This window comes from Enterobacter cloacae complex sp. ECNIH7, assembly GCF_002208095.1.
Classification (GTDB): Bacteria; Pseudomonadota; Gammaproteobacteria; order Enterobacterales; family Enterobacteriaceae; genus Enterobacter; species Enterobacter cloacae_M.
Genome location: NZ_CP017990.1, coordinates 3,778,856 through 3,790,905 on the forward strand (window position 1 = coordinate 3,778,856; position 12,050 = coordinate 3,790,905).

At 57.4% G+C, this 12,050-nt stretch carries 20 protein-coding genes; all 20 read left to right on the forward strand.

From position 1 onward, the window contains the following. Positions 1-63: 63 nt before the first annotated feature. The 20 genes from WM95_RS18555 to WM95_RS18650 all read left to right on the forward strand — a co-directional run bounded on the left by WM95_RS18555 (position 64) and on the right by WM95_RS18650 (position 12,050). Positions 64-1,131 (forward strand): phage major capsid protein, P2 family, encoded by a 1,068-nt coding sequence (locus WM95_RS18555; protein WP_044068248.1) that lies wholly within the window; start codon positions 64-66, stop codon positions 1,129-1,131. Between the two features lie 4 nt (positions 1,132-1,135). Then, positions 1,136-1,885, forward strand: coding sequence for a phage terminase small subunit (locus WM95_RS18560; protein WP_088544928.1), 750 nt, complete (start codon positions 1,136-1,138; stop codon positions 1,883-1,885). A 93-nt stretch (positions 1,886-1,978) separates the two neighbouring features. Continuing rightward, positions 1,979-2,488, forward strand: a complete 510-nt coding sequence (locus WM95_RS18565) for a head completion/stabilization protein (RefSeq protein ID WP_000214252.1) — start codon at positions 1,979-1,981, stop codon at positions 2,486-2,488. Beyond that, positions 2,488-2,691 carry a tail protein X gene (locus WM95_RS18570; protein ID WP_088544929.1) on the forward strand — a complete coding sequence of 68 codons (204 nt, stop codon included), beginning with the start codon at positions 2,488-2,490 and terminating at the stop codon, positions 2,689-2,691. Before WM95_RS18565 ends, WM95_RS18570 begins: the two co-directional genes overlap by 1 nt. Next, positions 2,682-2,903 (forward strand): HP1 family phage holin, encoded by a 222-nt coding sequence (locus WM95_RS18575; RefSeq protein WP_001437784.1) that lies wholly within the window; start codon positions 2,682-2,684, stop codon positions 2,901-2,903. Before WM95_RS18570 ends, WM95_RS18575 begins: the two co-directional genes overlap by 10 nt. Then, positions 2,887-3,399: a lysozyme gene (locus tag WM95_RS18580; RefSeq protein WP_088544930.1), complete on the forward strand. Its 513-nt coding sequence runs from the start codon at positions 2,887-2,889 to the stop codon at positions 3,397-3,399. The genes WM95_RS18575 and WM95_RS18580 overlap by 17 nt, the downstream gene beginning before the upstream one ends. Beyond that, complete coding sequence (locus WM95_RS18585; RefSeq protein WP_088544931.1) at positions 3,396-3,827, forward strand: DNZ54_00345 family protein; 432 nt, start codon at positions 3,396-3,398, stop codon at positions 3,825-3,827. The genes WM95_RS18580 and WM95_RS18585 overlap by 4 nt, the downstream gene beginning before the upstream one ends. Next, positions 3,827-4,237 carry an Rz-like lysis system protein LysB gene (gene lysB, locus WM95_RS27640; protein WP_088544932.1) on the forward strand — a complete coding sequence of 137 codons (411 nt, stop codon included), beginning with the start codon at positions 3,827-3,829 and terminating at the stop codon, positions 4,235-4,237. The genes WM95_RS18585 and lysB overlap by 1 nt, the downstream gene beginning before the upstream one ends. Further along, complete coding sequence (lysC, locus tag WM95_RS27530; protein ID WP_229045982.1) at positions 4,137-4,382, forward strand: Rz1-like lysis system protein LysC; 246 nt, start codon at positions 4,137-4,139, stop codon at positions 4,380-4,382. Before lysB ends, lysC begins: the two co-directional genes overlap by 101 nt. Continuing rightward, positions 4,345-4,812 carry a phage tail protein gene (locus WM95_RS18600; protein ID WP_088544933.1) on the forward strand — a complete coding sequence of 156 codons (468 nt, stop codon included), beginning with the start codon at positions 4,345-4,347 and terminating at the stop codon, positions 4,810-4,812. Before lysC ends, WM95_RS18600 begins: the two co-directional genes overlap by 38 nt. Further along, positions 4,805-5,254 carry a phage virion morphogenesis protein gene (locus tag WM95_RS18605; protein WP_088544934.1) on the forward strand — a complete coding sequence of 150 codons (450 nt, stop codon included), beginning with the start codon at positions 4,805-4,807 and terminating at the stop codon, positions 5,252-5,254. The genes WM95_RS18600 and WM95_RS18605 overlap by 8 nt, the downstream gene beginning before the upstream one ends. 68 nt (positions 5,255-5,322) lie before the next feature. Beyond that, a complete protein-coding gene (locus tag WM95_RS18610; RefSeq protein ID WP_088544935.1) occupies positions 5,323-5,964 on the forward strand; it encodes a phage baseplate assembly protein V in 642 nt (213 codons plus the stop codon). Then, complete coding sequence (locus WM95_RS18615) at positions 5,961-6,308, forward strand: GPW/gp25 family protein (RefSeq protein ID WP_046092420.1); 348 nt, start codon at positions 5,961-5,963, stop codon at positions 6,306-6,308. The genes WM95_RS18610 and WM95_RS18615 overlap by 4 nt, the downstream gene beginning before the upstream one ends. Before the next feature lie 6 nt (positions 6,309-6,314). Next, positions 6,315-7,223, forward strand: a complete 909-nt coding sequence (locus WM95_RS18620; RefSeq protein ID WP_088544936.1) for a baseplate assembly protein — start codon at positions 6,315-6,317, stop codon at positions 7,221-7,223. Further along, a complete protein-coding gene (locus WM95_RS18625; protein ID WP_046092422.1) occupies positions 7,216-7,824 on the forward strand; it encodes a phage tail protein I in 609 nt (202 codons plus the stop codon). The genes WM95_RS18620 and WM95_RS18625 overlap by 8 nt, the downstream gene beginning before the upstream one ends. Then, positions 7,821-9,212 carry a phage tail-collar fiber domain-containing protein gene (locus tag WM95_RS18630; protein ID WP_088544937.1) on the forward strand — a complete coding sequence of 464 codons (1,392 nt, stop codon included), beginning with the start codon at positions 7,821-7,823 and terminating at the stop codon, positions 9,210-9,212. The genes WM95_RS18625 and WM95_RS18630 overlap by 4 nt, the downstream gene beginning before the upstream one ends. Then, complete coding sequence (locus WM95_RS18635) at positions 9,212-9,808, forward strand: tail fiber assembly protein (protein ID WP_088544938.1); 597 nt, start codon at positions 9,212-9,214, stop codon at positions 9,806-9,808. Before WM95_RS18630 ends, WM95_RS18635 begins: the two co-directional genes overlap by 1 nt. 130 nt (positions 9,809-9,938) lie before the next feature. Beyond that, positions 9,939-11,117 carry a phage tail sheath protein gene (locus tag WM95_RS18640; RefSeq protein WP_088544939.1) on the forward strand — a complete coding sequence of 393 codons (1,179 nt, stop codon included), beginning with the start codon at positions 9,939-9,941 and terminating at the stop codon, positions 11,115-11,117. 15 nt (positions 11,118-11,132) lie between these two features. Next, positions 11,133-11,651 (forward strand): phage major tail tube protein, encoded by a 519-nt coding sequence (locus tag WM95_RS18645; RefSeq protein ID WP_001207675.1) that lies wholly within the window; start codon positions 11,133-11,135, stop codon positions 11,649-11,651. A 63-nt stretch (positions 11,652-11,714) separates the two neighbouring features. Then, positions 11,715-12,050, forward strand: coding sequence for a phage tail assembly protein (locus WM95_RS18650; protein ID WP_001029731.1), 336 nt, complete (start codon positions 11,715-11,717; stop codon positions 12,048-12,050).

Below are 12,050 nucleotides of genomic sequence, written 5' to 3' on the forward strand. Positions count from 1 at the left end.
CCGAGACCGGGCGGCACCCCGCCCGATGCTGTGACTAACCGATTAATTCAAACAGGAAATACTATGCGTCAGGAAACCCGTTTTAAGTTCAATGCCTATCTGACCCAGCTCGCCAAACTGAACGGCATCAGCGTTGATGACGTCAGCAAAAAATTCACCGTCGAGCCGTCCGTCACGCAAACGCTGATGAACACCGTGCAGGCGTCATCCGCGTTTCTGCAGACGATTAATATTCTGCCGGTCGCAGAAATGAAGGGTGAGAAAATCGGCGTTGGTGTGACCGGCACCATCGCCAGCACGACCGACACCTCGGGCGACAAGGAGCGCCAGACCGCAGATTTCACCGCGCTTGAGTCCAACAAGTACGAGTGCAATCAGATTAACTTTGACTTCCATCTGACCTACAAACGCCTCGACCTGTGGGCGCGTTTTCAGGACTTCCAGCGCCGCATCCGCGACGCCATCGTCCAGCGTCAGGCGCTCGATTTCATCATGGCCGGGTTCAACGGTACCACCCGCGCTGATACCTCAGACCGCAGCAAAAACCCGATGCTGCAGGATGTGGCTGTCGGCTGGCTGCAGAAGTACCGCAACGAAGCCCCGGCGCGCGTGATGAGCAACATCACCGACGCTGACGGTAAGGTCGTTTCGGCGGTGATTCGCGTCGGTAAGAACGGCGACTATGAGAACCTCGACGCGCTGGTGATGGACGGTACCAACACCCTGATTGACGAGATTTATCAGGATGACCCGAAACTCGTTGCCATCGTTGGCCGTAAACTGCTGGCTGACAAATATTTCCCGCTGGTCAACAAACAGCAGGAAAACACCGAGTCGCTCGCGGCGGATATCATCATCAGCCAGAAGCGCATCGGCAACCTGCCAGCCGTGCGCGTGCCGTACTTCCCGGCGAATGCGGTATTCGTGACCACGCTGGAAAACCTCTCTATCTACTTCATGGATGAGAGCCACCGCCGCAGCATTGATGAGAATCCGAAGAAAGACCGCGTGGAAAACTACGAGTCGATGAACATCGACTATGTGGTCGAGGCGTATGCTGCCGGGTGCCTGCTGGAAAACATCACCCTGGGCGATTTCACCGCACCTGCAGCACCGGAAAGCGGAGAGTAAGACCATGACGAGCCCCGCACAGCGTCACATGATGCGGGTCTCGGCCTCTCAAGCCGCGCAGCGGGAACAAGCCCCGCTGCGCCACGCAACCGCCTACGAGCAGATGCTGGTAAAGCTGGCCGATGACCGCCGCACGTTAAAAACCATTCGTTCAAACGAACTGAAAGCCGCGAAAAAGCGCGAGCTGCTGCCGTTCTATGCGCCGTGGGTTGCCGGTGTGCTGGCTGATGGCCGTGGCGCGCAGGATGACATTCTGATGACCGTCATGCTGTGGCGTCTCGATGCCGGTGACGTTGCTGGCGCGCTGGAAATTGCGCCCTACGCGCTGAAATACGGCCTCACCTCAGACCATCGCCGCACCACGCCTTACATGCTGGTTGAGGAGGTGGCGCTTGCGGCACTACGCCTGCGCGATGCCGGTGAGCCTGTCGACCTCGCATTACTGCTGACCACCCTCAGTCTGACCGACGGTGCTGACGTTCCCGATATGGTGCGCGCCCGCCTGCATAAGGTGACCGGCCTGACCCTGCGCGATGCCGGTCAGAGCGCCGAAGCGCTGGCGCAGTTTCAGCGCGCGATGCAGCTCGACCGCAATGCCGGTGTGCGCAAAGAGATTGAGCGACTGGAGCGGGCATTGAAGCCAAAGCCAGAGGCAGCACCCCGTAAAACGACTAAACCGCGCACGCGCAAACCTGTCGCCAGACCGGCGGCAAAGCGCGGGCGTCCACCAAAGGCGGTAAAAACCGCCGGTTAACTGAACGCTCCCCGAGCCGGGCGGCACGCCGGTCAAAGCGGGTTTTGACCCTGACGGCGACCGGCGTCCACCGCCCAACCTAATGAGGTTGTCATGACGACAGTAATACTGAATCAGCCCGACGAACCGCAGGACGTACCGGGCGTGGTGATTCCCGCACCGGAGACGGGCGACGCAGTGATTAAAAATACGTTCTTTTTTCCTGATGTGGATCCGAAGCGGGTGCGCGAGCTCATGCGCCTTGAGCAGACGGTTTCCGATGCGCGCCTGCGCAACGCCATCAAGACCGGCATGGCGGAAACCAATGCGGAGCTTTACGACTACCGGCTGCGCCAGATTGCCGCCGGGTTTAAGACACTGGCCGACGTGCCTGACGCTGAGGAAATCGACGGCGAGAATGTGCGCGTTTTCCACTACCTCAGCGCCGTGACGGCGATGGCGACCGCCACCCTGTATGAGCGTTATCGCGGCGTTGAGGCCACCGGCAAGGGTGACAAAAAAGCCGACAGCGTCGAAACCACCATTGATGACCTGTGGCGGGATATGCGCTGGTCGGTCTCGCGCCTGCAGGATAAGCCGCGCTGCATAGTGGGTCAGCTCTGATGAAAGTCTACGCGATGCAGGGCGACACCCTCGACGCGCTTTGCGCCCGGTATTACGGGCGCACTGAGGGCGTGGTTGAGTCGGTGCTGCAGGCCAACCCCGGTCTGTCTGAGCTGGGCGTCATTCTGCCGCATGGCACGGCGATTGACCTGCCCGACGTTGAAACCTCACCCACGGCGGAGACCCTGAACCTATGGGACTGAGTATGGAAAAAATTACCACGTTTATCGCCTACTGGCTGGCCGTGGGTCTGGCGTATTTCGGGGCAATGTCACCCGAAAAACTGGCGCTGTATGTGGGTAGTCTGTGCGCCATTTTTACGGCGGCGGTGAATTTCTGGTACCGGCGCAAAACCTTTCGTTACCTGACCGAAATGGGAATCGACAAAGGGGTGACCCGTGAGCTCAATCGTTAAACGTTGCAGTGTGGCCGCAGTGCTGGCGCTGGCGGCACTGATGCCTGATTTTCGTCTGCTGAATACCTCGCCTGATGGTCTGGCGCTGATTGCCGACCTTGAAGGATGTCGCCTGACACCTTACCAGTGCAGCGCGGGCGTGTGGACGTCAGGCATCGGCCACACTGCCGGGGTGGTACCGAAACACGATATCACCGAGCGCCAAGCGGCGGCAAATCTGGTCGCCGACGTGCTGAACACCGAGCGCCGTCTCGCGGTCTGCGTGCCGGTCACCATGCCGCAGCCGGTTTACGACGCGCTGGTCAGTTTCTCTTTTAACGTCGGCACCGGCGCGGCCTGTCGCTCGACGCTGGTCTCTTACATCAAGCGTCATCAGTGGTGGCAGGCATGCGACCAGCTTACCCGCTGGGTGTACGTCAATGGCACTAAAAACAAAGGGCTGGAAAACCGCCGCGCGCGGGAACTGGCGTATTGCATGAAAGGAGTAACTCAATGAAAAAATATTTACGTTCCCTGATGTTCGATGCCCTGCTGGCACTGGTACTGCTTTGGGGGCTGGGATCGCCGCAAAGCGCCGCCGTTAACTTTGTTGCCGCATGGGCGCTGTTTGGCAGTTTTATCTGCATTACGGCGAGCCTCGCCGGGGTGGTTGCTTATGAGCACTGGCTGCGAAATACGGGCAAAAGTATTCCCGTCAATCCAGACCTGATGAAGGTATTCCGCGCCGTCTTTTGCCGCAAGCCCTCTCAGGGGCGTCGGGCATGGTCTCTCATTATTTTCTCTGTTACCACGGGCTGTCTGCTTGGGGCTGGCTGGATCCTTACGGCGCTGATTTACCTGATTTGTATGCTGACCTTTAAGGCCGTTCGCGAGACTTACCGCCAGCGCATTGAGGGGGCTGGTCTGTGTCCAGAGTCATTGTGATGTTTCTGGCCTCTGCGCTGGTGCTGGCTGTGCTTGGGCTGCTGTGGTTGCGCCATGAGAACGGCAATTTATCCCGCTCCTTTGAGACAGCAAACCGCGTCGCGAGCGAACAAAAGACGACGATTGGCATGCTGAAAAATCAGCTCAGTGTTGCCGGTCAGCTTGCCAGACGTAATGAATCTGCGCAGGTGGCACTGCGCGAACAGCTCGCAAAGGCTAGCGCAGAGGCCAGCCGCCGTGAGCAGACGATAACGAGGTTACTTAATGAAAATGAAGCCTTTCGCCGCTGGTATAACGCTGCTCTGCCTGATGTTGTGCGTCGGCTGCACACCCGCGCCACCTGCGCCAGCGCCGGTGATTGTGGTGAGCGGATGCCCGAGGGTGAGCCTTTGCCCGATGCCGGGAAGTGACCCGAAAACCAATGGCGACCTGAGCGCGGATATCCGCCGCCTTGAGGGCGCGTTGACCGCCTGCGCGCTGCAGGTCAAAACCGTCAAACACTGTCAGGATGAACTCGATGCAGAAGCACAAAAGCCTGCGCAAAGCGCTGATTAACGCCGTGCCGCAGCTCCGAAACAACCCAGATATGCTGCGCCTGTTTGCCGACAACGGACATACCGATTCCCGACTGGCGAGCTCGCTGTCGTTTGAAAAAGTGTACGTGCTTAACGTGGTGGTGACCGACTTCACCGGTGACCTTGATTTGATATTCGTGCCGGTGCAGGCGTGGCTGCGTGAACATCAGCCGGACATTATGACCACCGACGACGGGCGGGAAAAAGGATTCACCTGGATTATTGATATCAATAACGACGATTCGCTCGATATCAGTATCAGCCTGAGGCTCACCGAGCGCACGCTCGTCAAAGAGGTCGACGGCGCGCTGCATGTCAGCTATGCCCCTGAGCCGCCGCTGCCTGAGCCGGTGACGCGCCCGGTCGAGCTGTACGTTAAAGGCGAACTGGTGAGTAAGTGGGATGAGTGAATTAACCGCGCTGCAGGAACGCCTTGCCGGTCTGATTGCCAGCCTGTCACCGGCGGCACGTCGGCAAATGGCGGCTGAGGTTGCGAAAAAGCTGCGTACCAGTCAGCAACAGCGCATCAAGCGCCAGCAGGCACCCGACGGCACCACGTATGCCGCGCGTAAGCGCCAGCCGGTGAGGAGCAAGAAAGGCCGTATTAAGCGCGAAATGTTCGCCAAACTGCGCACCAGTCGCTTTATGAAAGCCAAAGGCAGCGACAGTGCGGCGGTGGTGGAGTTTACCGGCAAGGTGCAGCGCATGGCGCGGGTGCATCAGTACGGTCTCAAAGACCGGCCAAACCGCAACAGCCGGGATGTGCAGTACGAGGCGCGCCCGCTGCTCGGTTTTACCCGCGACGATGAGCAGATGATTGAAGACGTCATTATCAGGCACCTCGGCAAATAAATATTGTGTGAACCACCACCGGAGCTGCGCGAATTGGCGCGGTTCCAGACCAGAGGCATCCTTGCACTATGAATACGTTATCCACGATACAGGAGCTCGCGCGTGCGATTCGCAACCTCATCCGCTCAGGTGTGGTGACTGAGGTTGATACCGTGCAGGGGCTGTGCCGCGTACAAAGCGGCGGGATCCAGACTACATGGCTGAACTGGCTGACCACCCGCGCCGGTCGTTCGCGGACGTGGTGGGCTCCCTCGGTCGGTGAGCAGGTTCTGCTGCTGGCAATCGGTGGCGAGCTTGATACCGCTTTCGTGCTGCCGGGTATTTTCTCCGACGATAACCCCGCCCCGTCTGCCTCGGCGGATGCGTGGCATGTGGCTTTCCCTGATGGTGCGGTCATTGAGTACGAGCCCGAGACCGGCGCGCTGACGGTCAGCGGTATCAAAACTGCCGACGTGACGGCATCGGAGTCCATCACTGCAACCGTACCGCTGGTACTGGTGAAAGCCTCGACCAGTATCACCCTCGACACCCCGGAGGTGATTTGCACCAATAAGCTGACGACGGCGACGCTTGAGGTGAAGAAAGGCGGCAAGATGAGCGGCAACATCGAGCATTCTGGCGGGAAATTAACCTCTAACGGTGTGCAGGTTGATGACCATGACCACGGCAATGTGCAGAGCGGCGGAAGCTGGACGAAGGGGATTCAATGACAGTGCGTTATCAGGGTATGAACCGAAATACCGGCCTCGGTATCAGCGACACTGAACACATCAGCCAGAGCATGCGCGACATTCTGCTGACGCCGGTAGGCTCGCGGGTGATGCGTCGTGAATATGGCTCGCTTCTTTCAGCGCTTATTGATATGCCGCAAAACCCGGCGCTCAGGCTGCAAATTATGGTGGCGTGCTATTCGGCTATCCAGAAGTGGGAGCCGCGCATCAGGCTTACATCCATCAGCTTTGAGACTGGTGACGCTGGCGAGATGTATGTCGATATTACCGGGATGCGCACCGATACCGGTGCGTCAGTTTCAACCACTGTTTCACTGAGTTAAATCACTATGGCAACCGTTGACCTGAGTCAGTTACCCGTTCCCGATGTGGTTGAGGAACTGGACTATGAAACTATCCTTGCGGAACGCATTGCGACGCTGATTTCGCTCTATCCCGAAGACCAGCAGGAGGCCATTGCCCGGACGCTCACACTTGAGTCAGAGCCGATTGTTAAGCTGCTGCAGGAAAACGCCTACCGTGAAGTTATCTGGCGTCAGCGGGTGAACGAAGCCGCGCAGGCGGTGACGCTGGCCTACTCCGCCGGTAACGACCTCGACGTCGTGGCCGGGAACAACAATACCGAACGCCTGACCATCACCCCGGCGGATGACACCACCATCCCGCCGACACCTGCCGTTATGGAATCCGATACTGACCTGCGTCTGCGCACGCAACAGGCGTTTGAGGGCTTGAGCGTGGCGGGGCCGGTCGGCGCATACGAGTATCACGGTCGCAGCGCCGACGGGCGGGTCGCTGACGTTTCGGTCGCAAGCCCGTCGCCAGCCTGCGTGACGATTACGGTGTTATCCCGAGAGGGTGACGGCACCGCCAGCCCTGATTTACTGGCGATTGTTGATAAAGCGCTGAATGCCGAAGATGTGCGCCCGGTGGCAGACCGGGTGACCGTCCAGTCAGCCGAGATTGTGCCGTACCAGATTGACGCGACGCTCTACGTTTACCCCGGCCCCGAATCTGAGCCCATCAGGCTGGCATCAGAGCAGAAGCTGCAGAGCTACATCAGCGCGCAGCACCGCCTCGGGCGTGATATCCGTCTGTCAGCCATTTACGCGGCGCTGCATGTTGAGGGGGTGCAGCGTGTCGAGCTGGCATCACCGCAGGCCGACATTGTGCTGAGTAAGTCGCAGGCGTCGAACTGCACCGAGTACCAGATAACTATCGGAGGCTCGGATGAGTGACCGGCTGTTACCCGTTGGCTCGTCGCCGCTGGAAGTTGCCGCCGCTGCCGCACTCTCTGAGATTCAGCGCGTACCGGTACCGTTGCGCACCCTGTGGAACTGGCGCACCTGCCCGGTAAACCTGCTGCCTTATCTGGCGTGGGCGCTGTCGGTTGACAGGTGGGATGAGAAGTGGACGGAGGCGACAAAGCGCAGCGTCTGCGCATCCTCATTTTTCGTCCATCAGCACAAAGGCACCATCAGCGCATTGCGTCGAGTGGTTGAGCCGCTCGGCTTTCTGATTGAGGTACGCGAGTGGTGGCAGCTCGACGAAGAGCCAGGAACATTCCGCCTCGTTGTCGGCGTACTCGATAGCGGTATCACTGACGAAATGTATCAGGAGCTTGAGCGCCTGATTGAAGACGCCAAACCGGCAAGTCGTCACCTGACAGGGCTTGCTATAAGCCTGAGTACAACCGGTGAGCTGTATGTCGGAGCGGGATGCTACGACGGCGACGCGCTGACCGTTTACCCCTACACCCCCGAGGAAATTATCGTCGGCGGTGAATATTACCCGGCCTCGGCCATCCATTTGATTGATAACCTGAGAGTGAACGCATGACCGCAAAATATTTTGCCATTCTGACCAATCAGGGCGCGGCGCGGCTGGCGAACGCGGCGGCACTCGGTACCAAACTCAACCTGACGCAGATGGCCGTCGGTGATGCAAATGGTACGCTGCCGACCCCTGACCCGGCGCAGACGAAGCTCATTAACCAGAAGCGCATCGCGCCGCTGAACCTGTTGACCGTTGACCCGGCCAATACCAACCAGATCATCGCGGAACAGATTATTCCTGAGAATGAGGGGGGATTCTGGATCCGTGAAATTGGTCTATATGACGATGCAGGTGTACTTATTGCCGTGGCGAACTGCCCGGAGACATATAAGCCACAACTACAGGAGGGAAGCGGCCGCACGCAGACCATTCGCATGATTCTGATTGTATCGAGCGCGGCGTCCATCACCCTTAAAATTGACCCGTCGGTCGTACTGGCAACGCGTGAGTACGTTGATTCGCTGGTTGTTGGCATGTTGGCTAAGCGTGAGAACGGCGCAGATATTCCAGACAAACAGAAGTTTTTACAGAATATCGGGCTTTTCAATATCGTTAATCCTACGAGTCCAAATCAGACCGTACTCTATACACCGGACATGAAAAAATGTCTGGTCATTCGAGAAGACGGGGAATGGGGTGCAAGGGTCGTCAATAACGGTCAGGTCATCGCACTTCAGGTTAATGCAGGAGGAACAGGAGCAACAACGGCAGAGCAAGCACGAAAAAACCTCGGGCTTGACACTTTGCTGAATGGAAAGCAGCCCCTTAACGATGTACTGACAGCTATCGCGGAACTGGTAACGCAGCAAAATACCATGCCCTATTTTACGGGTGAAAAGCAGGCAGCAGTGACCTCGCTCAGTGAGTTCATGCGTGCCATGCTGGGTAAAAGTGATGCCGCCAGTGTCGCTGCTTATCTTGGGGTGGGGAGTGGTGCGCCGGTGATTGGCTCCCCTTTTGCGTGGCCGCTTGCTCAAATGCCGAGTGACGTGTTTGACGACATGAAAAATATGGTATTTCTGAAAGTAAATGGTGCGCCATTTGATAAGAATAAATACAGCAAGCTGGGTGTTACCTATCCATCCGGTGTGCTACCGGATATGCGAGGCGAGTTTATTCGTGGATGGGATGATAGCCGGGGGATTGATGTAGGTCGGGCACTGTTAAGCAGTCAGAGCCACGCCTATCAAAGCCACTCGCACAGATTGCTCATGAGCGCAGGTAGCGCAGGTAGCGGAAATGTCATTGGTATTGATGGCAGCTTAAACGGGACGCTGACGTACAGTATTAACCAGCCAGACGGCGGGCAGATTCAGGCAATTGAAAATGCTGGGAGCTCAGAGACACGACCACGCAACATCGCATTTAACTACATCGTGAGGGCTGCATAATGGCGAAAGCAACACTGAACAAAAACGGAATTGCCTCAAAGGCTGGTGATATTACCATCTATAACTACAATGGCATGACGCGTGAATATCTTACGTCATCAGTCGAGTTTCTGGCCGTGGGGGTGGGTATTCCTGCTAACTCCTGCACCGATGCACCAGTCGAAGCAAAAGACGGCTTTGCCGTGTGTCGCACAGCCAGCCTTGACGGGTGGGAGTATGTCGCAGACCATCGGGGCGAAACGGTTTATGACACGGCAACCGGTCAGCCTGTGTATATTACCTCTCCGGGTGAGTATGCTGACGACGTGACCACTATTGCACCTTCAACGCCATATGATAAGTGGAACGGTAGCGAGTGGGTCACAGATGAAAACGCGCAGAAAAGTGGTCAGGTTCGGGAGGCAGAACGGAAAAAATCCGCATTTCTTGCCGGGGCGCAAAGCACAATCAGTCTGTGGCAAACCGAACTGCAGCTCGGCATCATCAGCGACGATGACAAGGCCAGTCTGATTGCGTGGATGAAATACATTCAGGCGCTGAACGCAGTTGATACCTCAACAGCACCGGATATCGAGTGGCCGGTTAAACCGGAGTAACGCAGGGCGGGCTGATGCCCGTCTTTTTTTAATTTGTTTATGTGCCATCGGCTATCCATCGCCGACAAATAGCCCCTCACCAGACCAGCCAGGACAATAACACTCGCCCACTAACCACGGAGTTAACCGGATGAGTGATTTTCACCACGGCACGCAGGTCATCGAAATCAATGACGGCACGCGTGTTATTTCTACGGTCGCGACTGCAATCGTCGGCATGGTCTGCACGGCCAGCGATGCGGATGCCGCGACATTTCCCCTCAACGAGCCGGTACTGATTACCAATGTGCAGAGCGCCATTGCGAAAGCCGGTAAAAAAGGCACGCTGTCTGCCTCCCTGCAGGCCATCGCCGACCAGTCAAAACCCGTCACCGTTGTCGTGCGTGTTGCCGAAGGTACCGGAGAAGACGCCGAAGCGCAGACCATTTCTAACATCATCGGCGGCACGGATGAGAACGGTAAATACACCGGTATCAAGGCGCTGTTGACTGCCGAAGCGGTTACCGGCGTTAAGCCGCGCATTCTCGGCGTGCCGGGTCTCGATACGCAGGAAGTCGCAACTGCCCTCGCGTCGGTTTGTATCAGTCTGCGCGCGTTTGGTTATGTCAGCGCATGGGGTTGTAAGACCATTTCAGACGCCATCAAATACCGCGATAACTTCAGCCAGCGTGAGCTGATGGTCATCTGGCCTGATTTCCTCGCATGGGACACCACCGCGAATGCCACCGCAACGGCCTACGCCACTGCGCGCGCACTCGGTCTGCGCGCCTACATCGACCAGACCGTCGGCTGGCACAAAACCCTGTCTAACGTCGGCGTGCAGGGTGTCACCGGCATCAGCGCCTCAGTATTTTGGGATTTGCAGGCATCCGGCACCGATGCTGACCTGCTCAACGAGGCCGGGGTCACGACGCTGGTGCGCAAGGATGGTTTCCGCTTTTGGGGTAACCGCACCTGCTCTGATGACCCGCTTTTCCTGTTTGAGAACTACACCCGCACCGCGCAGGTGCTGGCCGACACGATGGCCGAGGCGCACATGTGGGCGGTCGACAAACCCATCACCGCATCGCTTATCCGTGACATTGTCGACGGTATTAACGCCAAATTCCGCGAGCTGAAATCAAATGGCTACATCGTGGACGGTGAATGCTGGTTCGACGAGGAATCGAACGATAAGGAAACCCTCAAGGCCGGGAAACTGTATATCGACTACGACTATACGCCGGTTCCACCACTGGAAAGCCTGACCTTGCGCCAGCGCATCACCGATAAATATCTGGTGAATCTGGCCGAATCGGTCAACAGCTAAGGAGCCTGAAATAACATGGCACTACCCCGCAAACTCAAATATCTGAATATGTTCAACGACGGTCTGAGCTACATGGGCGTTGTTGAGTCCGTGACGCTGCCGAAGCTGACCCGCAAGCTCGAAAACTATCGCGGCGGCGGTATGAATGGTGCGGCGGCGATTGACCTCGGTCTCGACGATGATGCGCTCACTGTCGAATGGTCTGTCGGTGGCCTGCCTGATGTGGCGCTGTGGGCGCAGTATGCCGCGCCGGGTGCTGACGCCGTACCGCTGCGTTTTGCTGGATCCTACCAGCGCGACGACACCGGCGAAATAGTGGCGGTTGAGGTGGTCATGCGTGGCCGTCATAAAGAAATCGACGGCGGCGAAAATAAGCAGGGTGAAAACACCTCGACCAAACTGTCGACCGTCTGCACCTATTACCGCCTCACGATTGATGGTAGCGACGTCATCGAAATCGACACCGTCAATATGGTCGAGAAGGTGAACGGCGTCGACCGTCTGGAACAGCACCGCCGCGCAATCGGGCTGTAACTCCCTGACCGGTCAGCACTGCTGGCCGGTTATTAATCCCCTTTCAGAGCAGAGAAAAACATCATGGCAAAAGCACCACGTAAAACCGCTGAATTTGTTGATACGGCTGGCAATGAAATTGACACCGTAAACCCGAACGTCGTGACCCTCGATAAGCCGATTAAGCGCGCCGGTCAGACGATTGATAAAGTCACCCTGATTGAGCCGAATGCCGGTACCCTGCGCGGCGTCAGTCTGGCGGCGGTGGCGCAGTCCGAAGTCGATGCGCTGATTAAAGTTTTGCCTCGCATGACCTATCCCGCGCTCACCACGCAGGAGTTAACCGCGATGAACCTGCCCGATATGCTGTCGCTGGCCGCTAAGGTGATTGGTTTTTTGTCACCGGCTTCGGCGGAATAG